The organism is Bradyrhizobium sp. Kon69 (assembly GCF_055807515.1).
On sequence record NZ_JBVVOS010000005.1, the window covers coordinates 1 to 21,538 of the forward strand.

At 63.5% G+C, this 21,538-nt stretch carries 17 protein-coding genes; 12 read left to right on the forward strand and 5 right to left on the reverse strand.

Translation table 11 applies throughout. The features are described from left to right. The first annotated feature begins 249 nt into the window (after positions 1-249). From AC0L3U_RS08315 to AC0L3U_RS08330, 4 genes are all read left to right on the forward strand, one after another. On the forward strand, positions 250-1,152 hold the full coding sequence (locus tag AC0L3U_RS08315) for an SMP-30/gluconolactonase/LRE family protein (protein ID WP_473361595.1): 903 nt from the start codon (positions 250-252) through the stop codon (positions 1,150-1,152). A gap of 45 nt (positions 1,153-1,197) precedes the next feature. Continuing rightward, positions 1,198-2,037, forward strand: a complete 840-nt coding sequence (locus AC0L3U_RS08320; protein WP_473361375.1) for an aldo/keto reductase — start codon at positions 1,198-1,200, stop codon at positions 2,035-2,037. A 185-nt stretch (positions 2,038-2,222) separates the two neighbouring features. Next, positions 2,223-3,164 (forward strand): DMT family transporter, encoded by a 942-nt coding sequence (locus tag AC0L3U_RS08325; RefSeq protein ID WP_473361596.1) that lies wholly within the window; start codon positions 2,223-2,225, stop codon positions 3,162-3,164. 59 nt (positions 3,165-3,223) lie between these two features. Beyond that, complete coding sequence (locus AC0L3U_RS08330; RefSeq protein WP_473361376.1) at positions 3,224-4,303, forward strand: zinc-binding dehydrogenase; 1,080 nt, start codon at positions 3,224-3,226, stop codon at positions 4,301-4,303. A 4-nt stretch (positions 4,304-4,307) separates the two neighbouring features. Here the strand turns inward: AC0L3U_RS08330 and AC0L3U_RS08335 are convergent, their stop codons facing one another. Then, entirely contained in the window at positions 4,308-4,769 is a 462-nt protein-coding gene (locus tag AC0L3U_RS08335; RefSeq protein ID WP_473361377.1) for an Lrp/AsnC family transcriptional regulator, read from the reverse strand. 133 nt (positions 4,770-4,902) lie between these two features. On the opposite strand from AC0L3U_RS08335, the gene AC0L3U_RS08340 reads away from it, so the two are divergent. Both AC0L3U_RS08340 and AC0L3U_RS08345 read left to right on the forward strand, forming a co-directional pair. After that, positions 4,903-7,266 (forward strand): transketolase, encoded by a 2,364-nt coding sequence (locus tag AC0L3U_RS08340; RefSeq protein ID WP_473361378.1) that lies wholly within the window; start codon positions 4,903-4,905, stop codon positions 7,264-7,266. A gap of 295 nt (positions 7,267-7,561) precedes the next feature. Further along, positions 7,562-8,992, forward strand: a complete 1,431-nt coding sequence (locus AC0L3U_RS08345) for an aldehyde dehydrogenase family protein (RefSeq protein WP_473361379.1) — start codon at positions 7,562-7,564, stop codon at positions 8,990-8,992. 156 nt (positions 8,993-9,148) lie between these two features. On the opposite strand, the gene AC0L3U_RS08350 is transcribed toward AC0L3U_RS08345, so the two are convergent. Then, positions 9,149-10,117 (reverse strand): SMP-30/gluconolactonase/LRE family protein, encoded by a 969-nt coding sequence (locus AC0L3U_RS08350; protein WP_473361380.1) that lies wholly within the window; start codon positions 10,115-10,117, stop codon positions 9,149-9,151. A gap of 89 nt (positions 10,118-10,206) precedes the next feature. Between AC0L3U_RS08350 and AC0L3U_RS08355 the strand changes: the two genes are divergently transcribed. Further along, a complete protein-coding gene (locus AC0L3U_RS08355) occupies positions 10,207-11,028 on the forward strand; it encodes an NAD-dependent epimerase/dehydratase family protein (RefSeq protein ID WP_473361381.1) in 822 nt (273 codons plus the stop codon). A gap of 37 nt (positions 11,029-11,065) precedes the next feature. Here the strand turns inward: AC0L3U_RS08355 and AC0L3U_RS08360 are convergent, their stop codons facing one another. After that, entirely contained in the window at positions 11,066-12,337 is a 1,272-nt protein-coding gene (locus AC0L3U_RS08360) for an MFS transporter (protein ID WP_473361382.1), read from the reverse strand. A 300-nt stretch (positions 12,338-12,637) separates the two neighbouring features. Between AC0L3U_RS08360 and AC0L3U_RS08365 the strand changes: the two genes are divergently transcribed. Next, positions 12,638-13,051, forward strand: a complete 414-nt coding sequence (locus tag AC0L3U_RS08365) for a hypothetical protein (protein ID WP_473289056.1) — start codon at positions 12,638-12,640, stop codon at positions 13,049-13,051. A gap of 132 nt (positions 13,052-13,183) precedes the next feature. On the opposite strand, the gene AC0L3U_RS08370 is transcribed toward AC0L3U_RS08365, so the two are convergent. Together AC0L3U_RS08370 and AC0L3U_RS08375 are read right to left on the reverse strand one after the other, a co-directional pair. Next, positions 13,184-15,607, reverse strand: a complete 2,424-nt coding sequence (locus AC0L3U_RS08370) for a PAS domain-containing protein (protein ID WP_473361383.1) — start codon at positions 15,605-15,607, stop codon at positions 13,184-13,186. Positions 15,608-15,803: 196 nt separating this feature from the next. Then, a complete protein-coding gene (locus tag AC0L3U_RS08375; protein ID WP_473361384.1) occupies positions 15,804-16,508 on the reverse strand; it encodes a GntR family transcriptional regulator in 705 nt (234 codons plus the stop codon). A gap of 176 nt (positions 16,509-16,684) precedes the next feature. On the opposite strand from AC0L3U_RS08375, the gene AC0L3U_RS08380 reads away from it, so the two are divergent. The 4 genes from AC0L3U_RS08380 (at position 16,685) to AC0L3U_RS08395 (ending at position 21,538) form a co-directional block, all read left to right on the forward strand. Next, a complete protein-coding gene (locus AC0L3U_RS08380; RefSeq protein WP_473361385.1) occupies positions 16,685-18,391 on the forward strand; it encodes an IlvD/Edd family dehydratase in 1,707 nt (568 codons plus the stop codon). A gap of 60 nt (positions 18,392-18,451) precedes the next feature. After that, positions 18,452-19,447 carry a TRAP transporter substrate-binding protein gene (locus tag AC0L3U_RS08385; protein WP_473361386.1) on the forward strand — a complete coding sequence of 332 codons (996 nt, stop codon included), beginning with the start codon at positions 18,452-18,454 and terminating at the stop codon, positions 19,445-19,447. Between the two features lie 172 nt (positions 19,448-19,619). Beyond that, positions 19,620-20,201: a TRAP transporter small permease gene (locus tag AC0L3U_RS08390; protein ID WP_473361387.1), complete on the forward strand. Its 582-nt coding sequence runs from the start codon at positions 19,620-19,622 to the stop codon at positions 20,199-20,201. Beyond that, on the forward strand, positions 20,198-21,538 hold the full coding sequence (locus AC0L3U_RS08395; protein WP_473361388.1) for a TRAP transporter large permease: 1,341 nt from the start codon (positions 20,198-20,200) through the stop codon (positions 21,536-21,538). Before AC0L3U_RS08390 ends, AC0L3U_RS08395 begins: the two co-directional genes overlap by 4 nt.

Below are 21,538 nucleotides of genomic sequence, written 5' to 3' on the forward strand. Positions count from 1 at the left end.
CATCAATCGACTTGACCAATGGCCAACCTGTCAGTGATGTGTCCGAACAAGCGTCAGCTATGTCTCCGGTCTAAACACTTGACCGGGCGATCCAGTACGCCGAGATGCCTGTGATCAAGTGGAGAGGCCATGGCGTATTCGCGGGGAATGACAGCGAGGGCGGGGCTATGCCTCGGCCCCAATCGACGCACGCCCCATTGTGCCCTATGGTGCCGCGCTCTCCCATCAACAACGATAAAAAAAACAATGATGTACCTGGAAACGCCGCCGCGCCTGATCGAGACCAGGCTCTTCTCCGCCATGCCCGACAAATTCCGCCGCAAGGGCGAGCGGACGGATTGGGCCGATGCCAACCGGCCGGGCGTGCCGACGGACTCCTTCGTCGAAGGGCCGTCGTTCGACAAGGACGGTAATCTCTACATCGTCGACATTCCCTTCGGGCGCATCTTCCGCATCGCGCCCGACGGTGAATGGTCGCTGGCGATTGAATATGAGGGCTGGCCGAACGGGCTGAAGATTGCGGGCGACGGCCGCATCCTGATCGCCGACTACAGGCACGGCATCATGGAGTTCGACGCCAAGGCAGGGCGGATGGCGCCGGTGCTGACCTCGCGCAACTCGGAGTCCTTCCGGGGCTGCAACGATTTGCATCTCGCTTCCAACGGCGACATCTATTTCACCGACCAGGGTCAGACCGGCCTGCATGACCCGAGCGGCCGCGTCTATCGCCTGACGCCAGGCGGCCGGCTGGATTGCCTGATCGATACCGGCATCAGTCCGAATGGTCTGGTGCTCGATCCAACCGAGACCGTGCTGTTCGTCGCGATGACGCGCGACAACGCGGTGTGGCGGCTGCCGTTCATGAAGGACGGCAGCGTGTCGAAGGTCGGCCGCTTCTGCTCGCTGTTCGGTACCAGTGGCCCCGATGGCTTGACCATGGATGCCAAGGGCCGGCTGTTCGTGGGTCACGCCTCGCTCGGCCATGTCTTCGTGTTCGCGCCCAACGGCGAATTGATCGCGCGGGTGAAATCGTGTGCCGGGCCGAACTGCACCAATGTCGCGATCGGTGGCGCGAACAAAGATCGGCTCTACATCACGGAGTCTGCCACCGGTAGCGTATTGGTCGCTGACATCGGCGTATTGAACTCTTGAGCTCGATGGCGGTTGCCTGAGCGAACGAGCGGTATCGGAGCAATTATGAACACGAAACCTTTCGGTAAAACCGGCGCCAACGTCGCCGTCATCGGGCAGGGCACCTGGTATCTCGACCATGGCGATCGCAAGCGCGCGATCGCGGCGCTTCAGCGCGGGCTCGATCTCGGCATGACACACATCGACACCGCCGAGATGTACGGCGATGCCGAGCTCGTCATTGCCGATGCGATCGCGGGCCGACGCGACGAGGTGTTCCTCGTGTCGAAGGTACTGCCGAGCAACGCCTCGCGCCGCGGAACCGTCACCGCCTGTGAGCGCTCGCTGAAGCGGCTGAAGACCGATCGGCTCGATTGCTATCTGCTGCACTGGCGCGGTTCGTATCCGCTGGAGGACACCGTGGCCGCATTCGAGGACCTGGTGAAGGCCGGCAAGATCAAATCATGGGGCGTTTCCAATTTCGATGCCGATGATCTCGACGAGATGCTCGACGCCGCCGGCGAAGACCGCATCGCCTGCAATCAGGTGCTCTATCATCTGAAGGAACGCGCGATCGAGCACGCGGTGATCCCGTGGTGCAAACAGCATGGTGTCGCCGTGGTCGCCTATTCGCCATTCGGCCACGATGATTTCCCTGCAAGCAGCAGCAAGGGCGGCGCGGTGCTGGCGCGCATCGCGGAGGCGCGTCGCGCGACGCCGCGCCAGGTCGCGCTGAGCTTCCTCACCCGTGCGACTACGGTGTTCGCGATCCCGAAGGCATCGTCCGCGGAACATGCCGGCGAAAATGCCGCAGCCGGCGATCTCGTGCTGACCAAAGACGAGATTGCGGCCCTCGATGCGGCGTTTCCGCGCGGTCCGAAGCCGCGCGGCCTGCCCATGCTGTAGTGCACAAACGCCTATTCTTAATGGAGTCTTGACGCGCGCGGACGTGAGCGCATATCGGCATCCTGTTTTCGGAAGTTGTGAAAGCGGCGCAATTATCGTTTTTTACGATCATTCCCGATTCGCATTCCTAGGTTCCAGCCGTGACCCCGCCGCCCGCCGCAGCCGCAAGGCTCGACAGTATTCCCATGCCTATGCCGGAAAAGAAGCCGCAGGCGCGCCGCGCGCCCGCGCGCGTCGATCATCCCTTCAAGGGCATCGCGCTGGTGCTGCTGTCGACCATCTTTCTCGGTTGCTCCGATGTCACCGCGAAATATTTGTCGTCGAGCCTGCCGTCGATCGAGATCACCTGGATCCGCTTCGTGACGTTTGCGCTGATGTTCACGCCGGTGATGCTGCCGGGCTCGCCGCTTCATGCCATGCGCACCGAGCGCCTCGGCCTGCAGCTGATGCGCGGCGCGGCATTGCTTGGCTCTTCGCTGTTCTTCATCACCGGCCTGAGCTTCCTGCCGATCGCGGAAGCGTCCGCGACCGGCTTCGTCTCGCCGCTGTTCGTCACCGCGCTCTCTATCGTCTTCCTGAGCGAGAAGGTCGGCATGCGCCGCTGGATCGCGACCGCGATCGGCCTGACCGGCGTGCTGATCATCCTGCGCCCGGGCTCCAGCGCGTTTCACGCCGCCGCGTTCTTCCCGATCGTCTCGGCATTCTGCTGGGCCGCGGCGCTGATCCTGACGCGCATGATGAGCGGGCGTGAAGCCGTCCTCACCACGATGGCCTATTCGGCGCTGACGGGCGTTGCGATCCTCTCTCTGATGGTACCGTTCGTCTGGGTCACGCCAACCTGGACCGCGATCGGGCTTGGCATCGTGATCGGCGTCGCCTCCACCGTCGGCCAGTGGATCATCGTCCTGGCCTATCGCTACGGCGATGCCTCGGTGCTGGCGCCGTTCTCCTACACGCAGTTGCTCTGGGTCAGCATTTTGGGCTTCTTCCTGTTCGGCGAAGTGCCTGATGTCTGGACCGTCACCGGTGCGGCCTTCATCGTCGCCAGCGGCCTCTACATCGCCCATCGCGAGCGCATCCGCCGCGCCCAGCTCCTGATCATGGAAGAGCGGTCCCCGAACCCCTGACGCAAGTTCACGCGTCCGCTTCGTGCTATCAATGGCTCCAACAAGCCGGGAGGAGCCGAATGCGCGCTGCGATTTTCAGGAACGGTGAGATTGTCGTCGACCGGATGGCGGAGCCAAAGCCCGGCCCCGGCCAGGTGCTGGTCAAGACGCTCGCCTGCGGCATCTGCGGCTCCGACCTGCACGCGCGCCAGCACGCCCATCGCATGGTGGAGATGGCGCGAAAGAGCGGCCGCAAGCCGATGGATCTCGCCCGCGACGTCGTGTTCGGCCATGAGTTCTGCTGCGAGATCGTCGACTTCGGGCCGGACACTGTGCGCAAGCTCAAGCCGGGCACGCGCGTCTGCTCGCTGCCGGCCCTCGTGACGCCGCAGGGCATCGAGGGCATTGGCTATTCCAATGATAATATTGGCGGCTATGCCGAGGCGATGCTGCTGAGCGAAGCGCTGCTGCTCGAGGTGCCCAACGGTCTGGCGCCGGAGCATGCCGCGCTCACCGAACCGCTCGCGGTCGGCGTTCACGCAGTCGCCAAGGCCAACATCCGTGGCGGCGAGGTGCCGCTCGTGATCGGCTGCGGACCGGTCGGGCTGGCGGTGATTGCGGCGCTGAAGCTCAAGGGCCTGCATCCGATCGTCGCCGCTGACTATTCGCCGGCGCGGCGCGCGCTTGCGGCAAAACTCGGCGCCGATATCGTCGTGGATCCAAGGGTGTCGCAGCCCTATGCGACCTGGGCCGAGCATGCGCAGATGTCGGATGCGGAAAAGGCGGCGCGCCCGCCGTTGCAGGCGATGCTGCCCGCGCTGAAGCCCGCGATCATCTTCGAATGCGTCGGCGTGCCCGGCCTGTTGCAGCAGGTGTTCGAAGGCGCGCCGCGCGATGCCAGGATCGTCGTGGTCGGCGTCTGCATGGAGACCGACAGGAGCGAGCCCATGCTCGGCATCATGAAGGAGCTCAACGTCCAGTACGTGCTCGGCTATACGCCGGACGAATTCGCAGCCTCACTGCGCCTGATCGCGGAAGGGCAGGTCGATGCGGCGGCGATGGTAACTGCGGAAGTCGGCATCGACGGCGTCGCGAAAGCGTTTGCCGATCTCGCCAACCCTGAAGTCCACACCAAGATCATCGTGCAGCCGTGGCGGTGATGCCTTACACCGGCAGCGCGATCGAATACTTCACCTGGCTCAGTGCGAAGCTCGATTCGATCGAGGCGATGCCGTCGAGTCGGGTCAGCTTGGTCTTCAGGAAGGTCTCGTAGGAGGCGAGGTCGGCTGCGACCACGCGCAGGAGGTAGTCGCGGTTGCCGGTCATCAGATAGCACTCCAGCACCTCGTCCCATTTCGAGATCGCCCGCGCGAAGCGGTTGAGATCCTCCTCCTTCTGCCGCGCCAGCTTGATCGAGATGAAGACGCTGACATGCAGCCCCAGCGCCTTCTGGTCCACGGTCGCGATGTAGCGCGAGATGACGCCGCGCTCCTCCAGCAGCTTGACCCGGCGGTGGCAGGGCGACACTGACAGCCCGACCCTGTCGGCCAGCTCCTGCATGGTCAGCCGGCTGTCGTTCTGGAGCAGAGCGAGGATTTTTCGGTCGATGGCGTCGAGGGCGGGCATTGGGATGAACCTGTCGCTTTTACCGATCGATTGGTAAACTATCTCAATATTGGCTGGTATTGCGCGAAAAATTGAGAAGTTTGGCGCTTTCCGCAGGGGTATCATCGGGTACCTGTTTTCCGGGAGCATTGCCATGCCCGTTGATACCGACCGCCTCGACACATTGACTGCGCTCGCCCGCAAGGCGCTGTGGCTGTCGTCATGGACCATCCATCACGCCAACCACATCCGCCCGAATGCGGACGGCCTCAAAGTTGGCGGACATCAGGCCTCGTCGGCCTCGCTCGCCACCATCATGTCGGCGCTGTATTTCCACGTGCTGAAACCCGAAGATCGCGTTGCGGTGAAGCCGCATGCGAGCCCGGTGTTCCACGCCATCCAGTATCTGTTCGGCCGGCAGAGCCGCGAGAAGCTGGAGAATTTTCGTGGCTTCAAGGGTGCGCAGTCCTATCCCTCGCGCACCAAGGACGTCGACGACGTCGATTTCTCCACCGGCTCGGTCGGACTCGGCGTCGCGCAGACGCTGTTCGCCTCGCTGGTGCAGGACTATGTCAAGGCGCATGGCTGGATGAAGGATCGCCGCGAGGGGCGGATGATCGCGCTGGTCGGCGACGCCGAGATGGACGAGGGCAACATCTTCGAGGCGCTGGCGGAAGGCTGGAAGCACGGGCTGCGCAACACCTGGTGGGTGGTCGACTACAACAGGCAGTCGCTGGACGCCGTTGTCCGCGAAGGTCTCTGGGAGAAGTTCGAGACCGTGTTCCGCAATTTCGGCTGGGACGTGGTGATCGTGAAATACGGCCGGCTGATGCGCGAGGCCTTTGCGGAAGCTGGCGGCGAGGCACTGAAGCGCTGGATCGACAATTGCCCGAACGCACTCTACGCCGCCTTGTGTTTCCAGGGCGGCGCGGCGTTCCGCAAGCATCTCCACGACGAGATCGGCGATCAGGGCCCCATCACCAAGCTGATCGACAAGCGCAGCGACGACGAATTGCTGGCGCTGATGTCGAACCTCGGCGGCCACGACATGGCGAGCATGCTGGACGCCTTCGAATCCATCGATCACGATCGCCCGGTCTGCTTCATCGCCTACACCATCAAGGGCGTCGGCCTGCCGTTCCAGGGCCACAAGGACAATCACGCCGGCCTGATGACGGTCGCGCAGATGGAGAAATATCGCGACAGCCAGAACATCCGGCCGGGACACGAATGGGACAGATACGAGGGTCTCGCCCAAAGTCCCGCCGAGCTGGACGCCTTCCTCGCGCGCGTGCCGTTCAACCGGGACGGCCGCCGGCTCACCGCGCCTGTGATCGAGGTGCCGTCGCAGCTCGCCTTCAAGCCGGCGCCGCAGATGTCGACCCAGCAGGGTTTTGGGCTGGTGCTGAACGAGATCGCGCGCGGCGACAGCGAGCTCGCACAGCGGATCGTGACGACATCGCCCGACGTCACCGTCTCGACCAATCTCGGCCCGTGGGTGAACCGGCGCGGCCTGTTTGCGCGCGGCGAGAAGGCGGACTTATTCCGCAGCGAGAAAATTCCGTCCACCTTCAACTGGGATTTCTCGCCCAAGGGCCAGCATCTCGAGCTCGGCATCGCCGAGATGAACCTGTTTATCATGCTCTCAGCGCTCGGCCTGTCGCACCAGATCAACGGCGAGCGGTTGCTGCCGGTCGGCACGCTCTATGATCCTTTCATCGAGCGCGGTCTCGATGCGCTGAATTATGCCTGCTATCAGGATGCCCGTTTCATGGTGGCGGCAACGCCGTCGGGCATCACGCTGGCGCCCGAAGGCGGCGCGCACCAGTCGATCGCAACGCCTTTGATCGGCATGGCGCAGGACGGCCTCGCCTCGTTCGAGCCGGCCTTCGTCGACGAACTCGCCGTGATTATGGGGTGGGGTTTCAACCACATGCAGCGCGATCCGGGCGAGGGCGGCTCGGTCTATTTGCGGCTGTCGACGCGCAGCATCGAGCAGGCGCAGCGGATCATGACACCCGAGCTTGCACAGGGCATCACCGACGGCGCCTATTGGCTGCGCAAGCCGGGCCCCAATGCCGAACTCGTCATCGCCTATACCGGCGCCGTTGCGCCGGAAGCGATCGAGGCGACCGGCTTCATCGGCGAGAGCCGGCGCGACATCGGCCTGCTCGCGATCACGTCCGCGGATCGTCTGCATGCGGGGTGGACCGCCGCACGGACATTACGCCGTGATCGGCGTGGCGTGCAGCATCTCAGCCACATCGAAAAACTGCTCGCGCCGCTGCCGCGCGACTGCGGCATCGTGACCGTGATCGACGGCCATCCGGCGGCGCTGGGCTGGCTCGGCAGCGTCCGTGGCCACCGCGTCGAGGCGCTGGGCGTCGAGCAGTTCGGCCAGACCGGCACCATCGCCGACCTCTACCGCCACCACGGCATCGACGCCAACGCCATCATCGATGCGGCCGAAAGCCTCACCACCGGCGCGCCGGTGCTGCATCGGAAGATGGCGGTGTAATTCGTCGCCCCGGCCTAGTGCGCAATTGCGCACGGGGGGCCGGGGCCCATACGCCGCAGCGATTGTTGTGGCCGCAGGTCGTAGACGTCTGAGCAAGCCAACCGACGTTTGTGGTAATGGGTCCTGGCCTTCGCCAGGACGACGTCCATGACGGCCTTGCCACCCCTCCGCCATCGGCTCATATAACCTCCGTCCGCCGCAATGCTGGCCCCGCACATGGCGGGTTCAATTGCCGGCGCTTTCGTGCAAGGATGCCTGCCGAAACGCCCCCCAAGCCCCCAAGAAGAGGTTCACTATGGTCAATCGCATGCAGTTCTACATCGACGGCGCCTGGGTCGATCCCGCCGTCAAGAAGTCCACCGCCGTGGTCAATCCGGCGACGGAAGAGGCGATGTACGAGGTTGCGCTGGGCTCCAAGGCCGACGTTGACAAAGCCGTTGCTGCCGCCAAGCGCGCGTTCGTGACGTTCTCCCAGACCAGCCGTGACGAGCGCGTCGCGCTGCTCACCAAAGTCATCGAGATCTACAAGGGCCGTCTCAAGGAGATCGGAGCCGCCGTCTCCGACGAGATGGGCGCGCCTCTGCCGATGGCCGAAAAACTCCAGGCCGGCGCCGGCCTTGGCCACCTCATGACCACGCTCGACGTGCTCAAGAACTATCATTTCGAGGAACCGGTCGGCACCGCCATGGTGCTGCGCGAGCCGGTCGGCGTGGTCGGCATGATCACGCCCTGGAACTGGCCGCTCAACCAGATCGCCTGCAAGGTCGCGCCCGCGCTCGCCGCCGGCTGCACCATGATCCTGAAGCCGTCGGAGTTCACCCCGACCTCGGCGCTGATCTTCGCGCAAATCCTTCATGAAGCCGGCGTGCCGAAGGGCGTGTTCAACCTCGTCAACGGTCTCGGTCCCGAGGTCGGCGCCGCCATGAGCGAGCACCCCGACATCGACATGATCTCGTTCACCGGCTCGACCCGCGCCGGCATCGACGTGGCCAAGCGCGCGGCGCCGACCGTGAAGCGCGTCAGCCAGGAGCTCGGTGGCAAGTCGCCGAACGTCATCCTCGAAGGCGCCGACCTCACGAAGGCGGTGACCGGCGGCGTGATGCACATGTTCAACAACTCCGGCCAGTCCTGCAACGCGCCCTCGCGCATGATCGTGCCGGCCTCGAAGATGAAGGAAGTCGCCGCGATCGCGAAGGCTGTCGCCGACAAGACCAAGGCGGGCGATCCGCGCGCCGAAGGCACCACCATCGGCCCCGTCGTCAACCGCGGCCAGTGGGACAAGATCCAGGGCCTGATCAAGAAGGGCATCGACGAGGGCGCAACGCTCGTCTCCGGCGGCCCGGGCCTGCCCGAGGGCGTCAACAAGGGCTTCTATGTCCGTCCGACCATCTTCGCCGACGTCACCCCCGACATGACGATCGCTCGCGAAGAGATCTTCGGACCGGTGCTGACCATCATCGGCGCCAAGGACGAAGCCGAGGCGGTGCACATCGCCAACGACACGCCCTATGGGCTTGCCGGCTACGTCACGGGTGCTTCCGTCGAAGACGCCAAGCGCGTCGGCCGTCAGATCCGCGCCGGCAACGTCAATCTGCAGGGCGTGCCCAACGATCGCTCCGCGCCGTTCGGCGGCTACAAGCAGTCCGGCAACGGCCGCGAATGGGGCAAGTACGGCCTCGAGGACTTCCTCGAAGTGAAGGCCGTCGCCGGCTTCAACGCGGCGTAGGCTTTAGCGCCTGGGTGAAGATGACGCCGGAGCGGGAAACCGCTCCGGCGTTTTTGTTTGGTGTAGCCCGCCTGGAGCGAAGCGGAATGCGGGGACTGTCCCGGATTGCGCTTCGCTCCATCCGGGCTAAGGGCCGTCGCGGAATCGGGCGAAGCCTTATCCCCCCACCGCGCCCTGCGTGTTCACATACAACGCGTAGATCGACTGGCTTGCCGCCATGAACAGGCGGTTGCGCTTGATGCCGCCGAAGCAGAGATTGGCGCAACGTTCGGGCAGGGCGATGCGGCCGATCATGACGCCGTCGGGCGCGAACACCACGACGCCGTCGAGCTCGGGATCGCCCATGCCCCAGCCGCACCAGAGATTGCCGTCGATGTCGCAGCGCATGCCGTCAGGCGTGCCCGGACCCGCGTCGATGAAGACGCGCTTGTTGGAGATCGTGGTGCCATCAGGCGAGACGTCATAGGCGAGAATCTTGCGGTTCGGCACGCCGCGTGATTCCACGACGTAGAGGATTTTCTCGTCCGGCGAGAAGCACAACCCGTTGGGGCCGAGCACGCCTTCGGCAACGATGGTCGCCTTGCCGGTCGTGGGATCGAGCCGGTAGACGTTCGGCTCGAGCTCGGGCTCGGCCTTGTAGCCCTCGTAATTGCCGAGCAGGCCGAAGGTGGGATCGGTGAACCAGACCGCGCCGTCGGACTTCACCACGACGTCGTTCGGCGAGTTGAGCTTCTTGCCGCCGAACGAGTCAATCAGCACGGTGATGCTGCCGTCATATTCGGTGCGGGTGACGCGCCGCCCACCATGCTCGCAGGTGACGAGCCGGCCCTGGCGATCCCTGGTGTTGCCGTTGGCGAAATTGGAGGGCTTGCGGAACACGCTGACGGCGCCGGTCTCCCCCTCCCATTTGAGGATGCGCTGGTTCGGAATATCGCTGCACAAAAGATAGCGCCCGTCGCCGAACCACACCGGACCCTCGGCCCAGCGCAGGCCGGTCGTCAGCCGCTCCACCGCCGAGAGCTTCAGCCAGTATTTTTCGAAGCGGGGATCGAGTGCTTTTATCGCGGGATCTGGATAATAGGTCGCCGGCCGCCAGCCTTGAGTGTGGGACGATGCCTCATTCATCTCGGTTCTCTCGTTTCGTTCCCTCTGGACAATCCAGCTATCATTAGAGACACCTGACGGCAAATCGGTCGCCAAAGACGAGGAATGACATGCGCATCTTGATGACGGGAGCTTCAGGCGGGATTGGAACGCGCCTGCGAAAACTGTTGCCGCCGATCTATCCGGACCTGCTGCTCAGCGACATCCGCCCGCCGGCCGATCTCGGCCAGAACGAGCAATTCAAGGCGGCGGACCTCTCTGACCTGGCGCAGTGCGAGGCGATCTGCGAGGGCGTCGACGGCATCATCCATTTCGGCGGCTATTCGGTCGAAGGTCCTTGGAACGACATCCTCCAGGCCAACATCATCGGCGGCTACAATCTGTTCGAGGCCGCGTATCGCAAGGGCGTCAAGCGCGTGGTGTTCGCCTCCTCGAACCATGCCGTCGGATTCTATCCGCGCCACCACAAGATCGGCACCGACGTGACCCCGCGTCCCGACGGCCGCTATGGGGTCAGCAAGGTGTTCGGCGAAGCGGTCGGCGCGCTCTATGCCGACAAGCATGGCCTGAAGGTGACTTGCCTTCGCATTGGCAATTTCGGCGACGTGCCGCTGGACCTTCGCCGCATCTCGATCTGGCTGAAGCCGGAAGATTTGGTGCAGCTCTGCCAGATCGGGCTCGAGCATCCCGATATTCATTTCGAGATCTTCTACGGCGTGTCCCTGAACGAGCGCGCGTGGTGGGACAACCACCGCGCCTACGAGTTCGGCTACCGCCCCACGGGGCGCTCCGAGGACCACGTAGCGCATGCGATGGCCGAGCAAGCCAAGCTGAAGCCCGATCCGGTCGGCGATCACTACCAGGGCGGCGCGTTCTGCAGCAACGAGTTCGACGGCGACACAAGTCGCATCATCGACTGGAATAAGCGGTAAGGCGCATTAGCAAATCCAGGGCGTCGGAATCGACGCCCTAGACAACGCGCTTGCCGGCCTGGGCCGCGATGGGCCTCTGTACGAAGTACATCAGGATCAGGGAAATCACGGCCGTCGTCACGACGACGTATCCCAGCCGGTCGAAATGCCGCAGCGTACCGTCGGGGTCCTGCGCGATCAGCGCGGCGGCGAGCACGGAGCCGAGGCCGCCGGAGAGCTGTTGCAGCGACGCGCCGACCGCGCTGAAGGAGCCGCGTTGCGCCGGCTCGGGGATTGCGGAAATCAGCGCCTGCGACGGAATCATGCGGGAGAAGATGCCGACGAACATCAGGACGTTGACCAGGATCGCGACCGTCAGGCTCACCACGCCGAGATGGGTGTAGATCAGCACCATGACGATAGACATCGCGCTGCCGAAGACGAAGGTCGGGTATTTGCCGAAGGCATCGCTCGCGCGTCCCACCAGCGGGCCGATGACAATGCTGAACAGGCCGGAGACGAGATAGATCGTCGGCAGATGCACGATGTCGATGCCGAGATTGTGCACGGTGTAGGCGCTGCCGAACGGCATCAGCATGTAGCCGCCGGTCGCCAGCAGGGTCGTCACCGAAAACGCCATCCAATAACGCGGTTGCGAGACCGTTGCGATCAGATGCCGGAACGGGTTTCGATCCTGCTTCAGCCCGAGATGGCCGTTCACCGGCTTCATCAGGAACATCACGGCGGCCATGCCGATCACCGACAGGCCGACCAGCGCGCCGAACGCGATGTGCCAGTTCCACTGGTTGGCGAGGAAAAGCCCGGCCGGGATGCCCAGCACCTGGCTCGCGGCGAAGGCGGTTTGCACGAAACCCATGACGCGGCCGCGCAATTGCAGCGTGAACAGATCGGTGACGATGGCGAGCACGACCGAGCCGATCACGCCGCCGAACAGGCCGGTCACGATCCGCCCCAGCAGCAACAGATGATAGTTGGGCGCGATCGCGCACAGCGCCGTGCCGAGGGTGAAGCCGGCGTAGAAGAACAACAGCAGCCGCTTGCGATCGAACCGGTCGGCGAAGCCGGCCGCCAGGATGCCGGAAATTCCCGCGCTGAACGCATAGGCCGAGACCGCCACCCCGAACTGGGCGGCCGAAATATCGAGCGCCGGCATCATGATGGCGCCGAGCGGCGACATGATCATGAAATCAATGATGATCGTGAATTGGACCAGCGCCAGCAGCCCGACGAGGATCGCCTGGTAGCGCGAGAAGCCGCGGGATGGCGCTTGCTGCTCGGCGATCGGCTCGGTCAGGGTTTGTTCGGTCATGCCATTTCGGTCGGGAAGGAATACGGGAAGAACGTGTGATTCGCCGCTAGGCGCCGGTCCTATCTATTTCCGATGGAGCACTATTTCGATGGGTTGACAAAAGGTTTTGATGCCAATCTCGACGCCGTGCCTCGGGTCACTGAGAGCGAGCGCATGCAAGGGCCGAGCTTTGGCTTGGCCGCCCTGCCCATTGATCCAGGTCAACCATGCCTTTGGTATTTGGTTCTCGATCTGTGCGATCGCATTTTCGGCAACCGGCGCCGCGATTACGGTTCGATTGCGGCAGCGCGAGTCAGGACAATGAAAATCAAATTGCCAGCCGTCGTACTGCTCGCGCTGATCATGTCGGGCCCGGCGCGATCCGCGATGCTCAGCGACGCCGAGACGACGTTTCTCGACCAGCTCGTCACCGCGTCCGCGGTGCTCGAACAACGATGCGTCGGCTACGAGGTCAATGGTACCGGCAGTGTCCAGCTCGGCGCCCGACTTCTCGGCAGCACGGATGCCGCGATGGCGATGATCGACGCCTATGCGGCGGCCATCAAGGCCCGCGATGGCGAGACCTCCGATCCCGGTAAATTCCGCATCGAGGTGTCCGACGCAGCCGCCAAAACGTTCAGGCGTGTCCGGACGGACCTGGTCAGAGATCCGAAAGGCGCCTGCGCTGGTTATGGCGATACCAGCGTGGAGCGCGGCCTGCTGAGGCGGTATTGAACGCGCGTTCTGGCCTGCCGCGGCCTGACGGGAATCGGCGCGAGAGTGGGCTGGTGGGAGCGACAACTTGATCTGGGTATGACGGCAGGGCGCAACGTAGCTCATTGCGCAGAACCGGTGCGCTCTCGCTGGCTAGTCGTCCAGCACCTCTCGCACCTTCACTGCGAGTTCCTCGACGGTGAAAGGCTTGCTGAGCACGGCCACGCCGGGTCTTGCCACACGATTTTGGAGCATCGCGTTGGGCGTATAGCCCGTCGTGAAAAGAACCTTCAGATCCGCTCGGCGTCGAAGCGCTTCTTCAGAGAGCTTCGCCCCGTTGATGTCCGGCATGACGATGTCTGTGAATAGTAGGCTGACGTCCGGGGTTTCGTCCAAAAGCTGCAGCGCCGCTTCTGCGCTTTCTGCCTCCATCACGCGGTAGCCCAGTTCAATCAATGCATCGACACTATACTGGCGCACTGCCGGCTCGTCCTCGACCACCAGGATAAGCTCGTGATTGTCGTCGGTACGCAGGAACGCGGCTGCTTTTTCCGTGAAAACGGGCTCGGTCGCATCCACGAGCCTCGGCAGGTAGACCTTGAATGTTGTCCCTTCGCCGGGTTCCGAGTAGATCTTGACGTGGCCGCCCGACTGTTTGACGAAGCCGTATACCTGGCTGAGACCTAGGCCGGTGCCTTTGCCGACAGCTTTGGTGGTGAAGAAGGGGTCGAAGGCTTTGGCCATTACGTCCGCAGGCATGCCGGAGCCGGTGTCCGTCACCGCGATTAATACATATTGCCCTGCCAGGACGCCTGGTTCGCTTGCCAGATAGCGGTCGTCCAAATCAGCGTTGTGAGTTTCGATGGTGAGCCGGCCGCCCTCCGGCATTGCGTCGCGGGCATTCACGGCAAGGTTCAGGAGGACATTTTCAAGTTGGTTTGCGTCGGCTGAGATGCGCCAGACGTCTGAATCCAGCGCAGTCTCTAACCTTACATCACTGCCGAGTGAGCCGCGTATGAACCCGGACATCCCGGAGACGAGCTTGTTGATATCGATCGGTTGCGGCTTCAACGGCTGTTGCCTGGAGAACGCAAGGAGGCGCTGCGTAAGCAAGGCAGCGCGGCGCGCTCCGTCCATGGCAGCTTCGAGATAGCGCTTGGCGCGGGGGTCGATCTCGACCATTCGGCGCTTCAGAAGATCGAGTGAGCCCATCACGATCGACAACATGTTATTGAAGTCGTGCGCGATGCCGCCCGTGAGATGCCCGACGGCTTCCATTTTTTGCGCTTGGCGGAGGGCCTCTTCGGCGGCTCTCAGTGCTTCGGCCTGCTCTTTCTGACGATGGATGTCACGACCGATGCAGTGAAAAGCTCCCTTGCTAGCGGTGACCGACCAGGCGATCCAACGATAGGCTCCGTCTTTGCAAAGGTAACGGTTCTCGAATTCGCCGGATTCATCGTTAGCCGCGAGTTCGTCGGCCCAGAGGCGCGATCCTTCGATGTCGTCCGGGTGGATGAACTGAGTATAGGGTCGTCCCACGATCTCAGCTTGAGACCAGCCGAGCAGCGCTGGCCAGGCCGGATTGACCTCTCGTATGGTCGAGTCGAAAGCAACCACCGCGACCAAGAGGTTGGTACCACTCCAGAGCTGATTGCGCTCCTCCGTGCGCTCCTGAACAAGGCGTTCGAGCTGTTCGCGCGATCGGGCCAGGATCTCCCGAGCGGCGACCATGTCCTCAATGTCTGTACAGGTCCCGTACCATCGCAAGATCACGCCATCTGCGTCGCGCACTGGCTGCGCACGTCCAAGCACCCATCGGTACTGCCCGGATCGATGACGGAGACGATACTCGATCTGATACGGTTCGCCGGTTTCCAGGGAGTGACGCCAAGCGGACCATGCGGCCTCTCGATCTTCGGGGTGGAACATTCCGTTCCAAGCTTCGCCGTCTGTGGAACCTTGCGGTACGCCGGTGAACTCGTACCAACGCTGATTATAGAAGTCGTGGAACCCATCAGGTCGCGTTGACCAGATCATCTGGTCGATGGAGTTCGTGATCGCCGCGGCCCTGGCTTCGCTTTCGCGCAGCGCCGCTTCTGCAAGCACCTGGCCGGTGGTCTCCGCGACGGCGCAGAACATGCCCATCACTTCGCCCGTGGGCTCGCGAACCGCCGAATAGGAGAAGGTAAACCAGGTCTGCTCATCGTAGCCGCGCCGGTTCATGATGAGCGGCAGGTTCTCTTGCCAAGTTGCCTCGCCAGCCATGGCTTTTTGGATCAGAGGCCAGATATCGTCCCAGATCTCCGCCCAAATGTCATGGAAGCGAGCGCCGAAAGCAGCCGGATGCTTGTCGGCGAGGATCTCAGCGTAGGCGTCGTTGTAAATGAAACCGAGTTCCGGGCCCCAAGCCACGAACATCGGAAACTTCGAGTCCAGCGCCAGACTCACGACTGACCGAAGCGTCGGTGACCACCCCTGCGGTGGGCCGAGCGGTGACTTGGTCCAATCGCTGCTGTGCAAGAGCGCCTGGACCGGCGGGCCTCTCTCCGGCGGCTGCGCGCTAGGCAGGTCAACCATCAATATTCTCGCAGCTCTGCGCCGCCGTACGGTCGATCATGGGCATGAGCAACTCAACCAGTGCGCCAGCTGTTTGTTACCAACATACAGTTGAAACCGTCTCGGCCAAAGGTGCAAGATCGGGTTCGGAACGCGAGGCGCAAGCCGAAATCGCGGCTTTGTCCGAACGAATCTCAGCGCTGTAAGTGGACGTCTTTCACTTGTTCGGCGCGTCCCGACGTTCGACCTCGCCACCCGCAATCCGCGCCAGGTAATCCTTCTTGCTGAACTGCATGTGATCCACACAGAGCTGGGCCAGCGCCCAACTGTCGCGGCCCTTCAACAGCTCGATCATCAACTCGTGCTGGCGCCGCGACTGTGCCAGCCCGTCGCTGTCGGCGAGGTTCTTGGCACGCATCGGCAGCGTCAGGTTCATATAGTTCTGCAGCGAGCGCACCAGATATGGATTGCCGCAGGCCGAGAACAGCGCGAGGTGGAAGGCGTCGTTGGCTTCATGGATGCCGCGCAGGTCCTGCAAATCCGCTCGCGCGCAATATTGCCGTTGCAATGCTGAGAGCTCGTCGATCAGGCCTTGCTGCGCGGGCAGGGGGATCATCAGCGCCGCCTGCCGCGTCAGCATCTCCCGGACCTCGTAGATCTGCCGGACCTCTTCAGCCGAATAGAACCGCACGGTGGCGCCGACATTCTTTTCGCGGCGGACGATGCCGCGGCGTTCCGCATCCACCAGCGCCTGGCGCACGAAGTGCCGCGAGGTGCCGTAAGCCGACATCAGCGCGTCTTCCGTGAGGCGCGCGCCGGGAGCGAGTCGGCCGAAGATGATGTCCTCTTCAAGCCGCGCGACGATGTCGTCCGGATCGTCGCGCCGGACCGTCATGCTGTCTGCGGTGTGAGTGTCGGACATGCCCTTGGCCCCCCGGCGCCTGGCCGGTCCGTCCTGTGGAGCAGGGAAGGCTCGGATTGTCAATAATCTGGTCGTCTACCAGTACGCCAATCCGGAAAACGACAGGTTTGGCGCCTGCCTTATTGACAATCAGGGAGTAGGCTGTACGACAATGGCCTGGTGATGGGAGTGGCATGATGACGAGTGGGTTGCGCAAAGGGCTGACGAGCTATGGCGATGCCGGCTTCTCGCTGTTCCTGCGCAAGGCGTTCATCAAGGCCATGGGCTATTCCGACGACGCGCTGGAGCGTCCGATCGTCGGCATCACCAATACCTACAGCGATTACAATCCCTGCCACGGCAACGTCCCGCAGATCATCGAGGCCGCCAAGCGCGGCGTGATGCTGTCGGGCGCGATGCCGTTCGTGTTCCCGACCATCTCGATCGCGGAGAGCTTTGCGCATCCGACCTCGATGTATCTGCGCAATCTGATGGCGATGGACACCGAGGAGATGATCCGGGCCCAGCCGATGGATTCAGTGATCGTCATCGGCGGCTGCGACAAGACTCTTCCTGCGCAGGTGATGGCCGCAATCAGCGCCGACCTGCCGACGGTGGTCATTCCCGTGGGCCCCATGGTGGTTGGTCATCACAAGGGCGAGGTGCTGGGCGCCTGCACCGATTGCCGCCGTCTCTGGGGCAAGTATCGCGCCGGCGAAATGGACGATGTCGAGATCGAGGCGGTCAACGGCCGGCTCGCGCCGTCGGTCGGCACCTGCATGGTGATGGGCACCGCCTCCACCATGGCCTGCATGATCGAAGCCATGGGCCTGTCGCTGCCGATGAGCGCGACGATTCCCGCGCCGCATGCGGAGCGCTTTCGGCTCGCCGAGGCGAGCGGCAGGGTGGCCGCCGAGATGGCCAAGACCAAGGGCCCGAAGCCGAGCGAGGTGCTGACGCCTGCATCTTTCAAGAACGCCCAGGTCGTGCTCCAGGCGATCGGCGGCTCGACCAACGGCCTGATTCATTTGACCGCGATGGCGCATCGCTCGCCGCACCGGCTCGATCTCGGGGTGTTCGACCAGATCGGCCGCGAGGTGCCGGTGCTGATCGATCTCAAGCCGTCGGGCGAGCATTACATGGAGCATTTCCATCACGCCGGTGGCGTGCCGAAACTGCTGGCGCAGCTCGGCGACCTCATCGATCTCGATGCGAAGACGATCACGGGCGAGAGCCTGCGCGATGTCGCCGCCAACGCGGAACACGTACCCGGCCAGGACGTGATCCGCGCGCGCGACAATCCGATCAAGAAGGAAGGCGGCCTCGCCGTCCTGCACGGTAATCTCGCCCCGCGCGGCGCGGTGATCAAGCAGTCGGCTGCAAGCCCAAAGCTGTTGCAGCACACCGGACGTGCCGTGGTGTTCGAATCCGTCGAGGATATGACGCTGCGGGTTGACGATCCCGATCTCGACGTCACCGCCGATGACGTGCTGGTGCTGCGCAACGCCGGCCCCAAGGGCGCGCCCGGCATGCCCGAGGCGGGCTATCTGCCGATCCCGAAGAAGCTCGCGCGTGGCGGTACCAAGGACATGGTGCGCATTTCCGACGCGCGCATGAGTGGCACCGCGTTCGGAACCATCGTGCTGCACATCACGCCGGAATCCGCTGTCGGCGGGCCGCTGGCGCTGGTGAAGAACGGCGACATGATCCAGCTGGATGTTGCGAAACGCAGCATCGAGCTGCTGGTCGATGCCGCCGAGCTGGAGCGCCGCCGTGCCGCATTGAAGCCGGCGGCTGCGCCGGAGGAGGCGCGGCGCGGCTACGCCTGGCTGTTCAATGAGACCATTATGCAAGCCGACGAGGGCTGTGACTTCGATTTTATGCAGAGGACTGGCAAAGGCTGATCAACCACTCGAACGAGCGCTCAGACCGCACAAGCGGCGGGCATAAAACAGGGGGAAACGATGATTGCACGATCCATGCTTGGGCTGGCGGCAACGGCCGCTGTTCTGTTCGTTACGGGCGCATCGGCACAGGAGGTGAAGCATTATCGCTTTGCCTACGATCAGCCGCGCAACACCGGCTATTCCATCGCGGGCGACCTCTTTGCCGAAAAGCTCAAGGAATTGAGCAAAGGCACCATGATCATCGATCAATATCCGGGCGCGCAGCTCGGGCAGGAGCCGCAGGTGCTTCAGCTCGTGAAAGCGGGCGACGTCGAATTTGCGATCATCTCCTCGGCGAACACCGCGACGATCTCGCCGCAAGCGGGCGTGATGTCGTTGCACTTTCTCTTCCGCGACGAGAACCACGTGGTCAAGGGCCTGGCCGATCCAAAAGTGTTCGCGGCGCTCAAGACCATGATCGACGAGACCACGCAGGGCCTGCATGTGATCGCGACCGGCTCGCAGGGCGTGCGCCACATGTACTCCAAGAAGGAGATCCACAATGTCGGCGACATCAAGGGCCTGAAAATCCGGGTGCAGGCGACCGCGACCGAGGACACCATGTTCCCCGCCTACGGCGCCCAGACCGTGCACATGCCGTTCGGCAGCGTCTACACGAGCCTGCAGACCGGCGTGGTCGACGTCGCCGAGAACAGCATCAACGTCTACCTCGTCAACAAGCACTACGAGGTCGCCCCGGTCCTGAACATCACCGAGCACGAGGCCAACAACGCGCTGGTGTTCATCTCCGACAAGCTCTGGCAGAGCCTGTCGGCCGAGCAGAAAGGCTGGGTGCAGGCAGCGGGGAACGAGGTCAGCTCCAAGGAGCCGCAGAAGGCCTTCGACCTCGAACGCACCGCCGCAGAGAAGCTGAAGAAGATGGGCGTGAAGATCGTCGACAACGTCGACAAGAAGAGCTTCACGGCGGTCGCCGATCCCTATCTCGACAAGCTCGCCAAGGAGCTCGGCCCGCACGCCGAAAAGATCAAGGATTTGATCCGGTCGATCAACTAGGCCGCCCGCGGAAATGTCCGTGCCTCCACGAGTCGTTCCGGCGAAGGCCGGGACCGATACGCCGCGGCGGAGCTTGGGGCAGGGTAGCCACCAGCTTGCTTTGGCCACACGCAGCTGGGGCTATGGGTCCCGGCCCCCGTGCGCAGTAGCGCACTAGGCAGGGACGACATTAATGGCCATCGCCGACAAACTGCTCGTTCAGCGCCAACGCCACCTCAAATGGCGCGGGCTCGACTGGCTCGAGCTCGCGCTGATGATCCTCTGCGGCGTGCTCTGCTTCGGCTTCTCGCTGTCGGTGACCGCCGACATCGTCACCCGCACCATCGGCCATCCCTGGCTGTGGCTTCAGGAAGTCACGTCGACGCTGTTCATCTACGCCATCTTCGTCGGCACCGCGGCTGCGACCCGGCGCAACGACCATCTCTATCTCACCGCGATCTCCGAGGCGATGCACGGCACGCCGCGTCTGATCGTCGAAATCATCATCCGCATCGTGGTGCTCGGCGTCGCCTTCTGCCTGATCGTGTACGGCTATCAGAACTATCTTCGCGGCTTCGGCAGTTTTCGCCTGCCGTCGGGCACGCCGATCGCCTCGCTCTACGCGATCATTCCGCTGTCGGGCGTGCTGATCGGCCTGTTCACCATCGAGCAGCTCGTCAATGGCCTGCGCAACGGCTTTGACCATCCCGAGCCGCCCGAGGAGGACGGCGGGACACCCGTCATCACCGACGCACAGATGAGGGCGCAGCCGTGAGCGCACCCATCGTTCTGGCGTTGATGACGGTCTGCTTCCTGTCCTTCGGCTATCTCGGCGTGCCCGTGCCGTTCTCGCTGATGGCCGGCGTCTTCATCGGCGCGCTGCTGTCGGACGTCTCGCTCGCCGCGATCATCCAGAAGGTGTTTGACGGCGTCGATTCCGAGGCGCTGCTGGCAATCCCCTTTTTCCTGCTGGTCGGCGAGCTCATGAGCTCGGCCAATGTGGTGGTTCGAATAGCCAACCTCTCGGTGTCGCTGGTGGGGCATATCAGAGGCGGCCTGTCGCAGGTCGTGGTCGTCTTCAGCATGTTCTTCTCGGAAATGTCGGGCTCGACCACGGCCGACGTCGCCGTGATGAGCCGCGCGCTGGGCGGCCCGATGAAGCGCGAGGGCTACGAGCCCGCCTTCATCGCGGCGATCATCGCATCCGCCTCGACGATTGCGGCGCTGGTGCCGCCGAGCATCACCGCAGTGGTCTATGGCGCCGTGGGCAACGTCTCGATCGCCGGCCTGTTCATGGCAGGCGTCGTGCCGGGCCTGATGATCGGCTTCGGACTGATGATCTATTGTTACTTCTTCGGCCCGTCCGGCCTGCGCAAGCCGCGCGCCCCGCTGCGGCAGGTGGTGTTCGCGGCGGGCGATGCGGCGCTACCGCTGATGATCCCGGTGATCCTGTTGGGGGGCATCCTGACCGGCTGGTTCACGCCGACGGAAGCCGGCGTCGTTGCCGTGGTCTGGATTGTCGTGGTCGTGATCCCCGCGCTCAACCGCGGGCACATCAGCAAGATCCCATACGATTTCTGCCTCGCGGGCCTGATCTTCTCGCTACCGCTGATCACGATCGGCGCCGCCAATGCGTTCGGCTGGATGCTCGCCTACTTGCGCGGTGCAAGCTACATCGCCGAAGTCATCACGTCGCTCGCCGGCAACGATCCGCATCTGATCATGCTGTTGATGGTGCTGCTGTTCACGATCGTCGGCGATTTCATCGAGCCGGTGCCGACCATCATCATCTTCATGCCGCTGGTCAACACGCTGACGGAAGCCGGCGACATCAACGCCGTGCATATGGGCGTGGTGCTGATCGCCACGCTCGCCTTCGGCCTGATCACGCCGCCTTACGGCCTGGTGCTGCTGATGGCGTCGAAATTCGTCGGCGTCAGTTTCGCAAAGGCGCTACGCGCCGCGTTGCCGATCTATCTGGTCTTCCTCGGGACGATCGCGTTCGCGATCTACTTCCCGAGCGTGGTGCTGTGGCTGCCGCGGCAAGTGCTCCCCGAGTCGGTCGGCTGCTTCAAGTCGCCGGCGGGGACGGGGTACATCTGTCCGCAGTGA

Coding starts and splice junctions, on each gene's coding strand:
- AC0L3U_RS08315 (WP_473361595.1), top strand. CDS start 250: ATGTACCTGGAAACGCCGCCGCGCCTGATCGAGACCAGGCTCTTCTCC.
- AC0L3U_RS08320 (WP_473361375.1), top strand. CDS start 1,198: ATGAACACGAAACCTTTCGGTAAAACCGGCGCCAACGTCGCCGTCATC.
- AC0L3U_RS08325 (WP_473361596.1), top strand. CDS start 2,223: ATGCCTATGCCGGAAAAGAAGCCGCAGGCGCGCCGCGCGCCCGCGCGC.
- AC0L3U_RS08330 (WP_473361376.1), top strand. CDS start 3,224: ATGCGCGCTGCGATTTTCAGGAACGGTGAGATTGTCGTCGACCGGATG.
- AC0L3U_RS08335 (WP_473361377.1), bottom strand. CDS start 4,769: ATGCCCGCCCTCGACGCCATCGACCGAAAAATCCTCGCTCTGCTCCAG.
- AC0L3U_RS08340 (WP_473361378.1), top strand. CDS start 4,903: ATGCCCGTTGATACCGACCGCCTCGACACATTGACTGCGCTCGCCCGC.
- AC0L3U_RS08345 (WP_473361379.1), top strand. CDS start 7,562: ATGGTCAATCGCATGCAGTTCTACATCGACGGCGCCTGGGTCGATCCC.
- AC0L3U_RS08350 (WP_473361380.1), bottom strand. CDS start 10,117: ATGAATGAGGCATCGTCCCACACTCAAGGCTGGCGGCCGGCGACCTAT.
- AC0L3U_RS08355 (WP_473361381.1), top strand. CDS start 10,207: ATGCGCATCTTGATGACGGGAGCTTCAGGCGGGATTGGAACGCGCCTG.
- AC0L3U_RS08360 (WP_473361382.1), bottom strand. CDS start 12,337: ATGACCGAACAAACCCTGACCGAGCCGATCGCCGAGCAGCAAGCGCCA.
- AC0L3U_RS08365 (WP_473289056.1), top strand. CDS start 12,638: ATGAAAATCAAATTGCCAGCCGTCGTACTGCTCGCGCTGATCATGTCG.
- AC0L3U_RS08370 (WP_473361383.1), bottom strand. CDS start 15,607: ATGGTTGACCTGCCTAGCGCGCAGCCGCCGGAGAGAGGCCCGCCGGTC.
- AC0L3U_RS08375 (WP_473361384.1), bottom strand. CDS start 16,508: ATGTCCGACACTCACACCGCAGACAGCATGACGGTCCGGCGCGACGAT.
- AC0L3U_RS08380 (WP_473361385.1), top strand. CDS start 16,685: ATGACGAGTGGGTTGCGCAAAGGGCTGACGAGCTATGGCGATGCCGGC.
- AC0L3U_RS08385 (WP_473361386.1), top strand. CDS start 18,452: ATGATTGCACGATCCATGCTTGGGCTGGCGGCAACGGCCGCTGTTCTG.
- AC0L3U_RS08390 (WP_473361387.1), top strand. CDS start 19,620: ATGGCCATCGCCGACAAACTGCTCGTTCAGCGCCAACGCCACCTCAAA.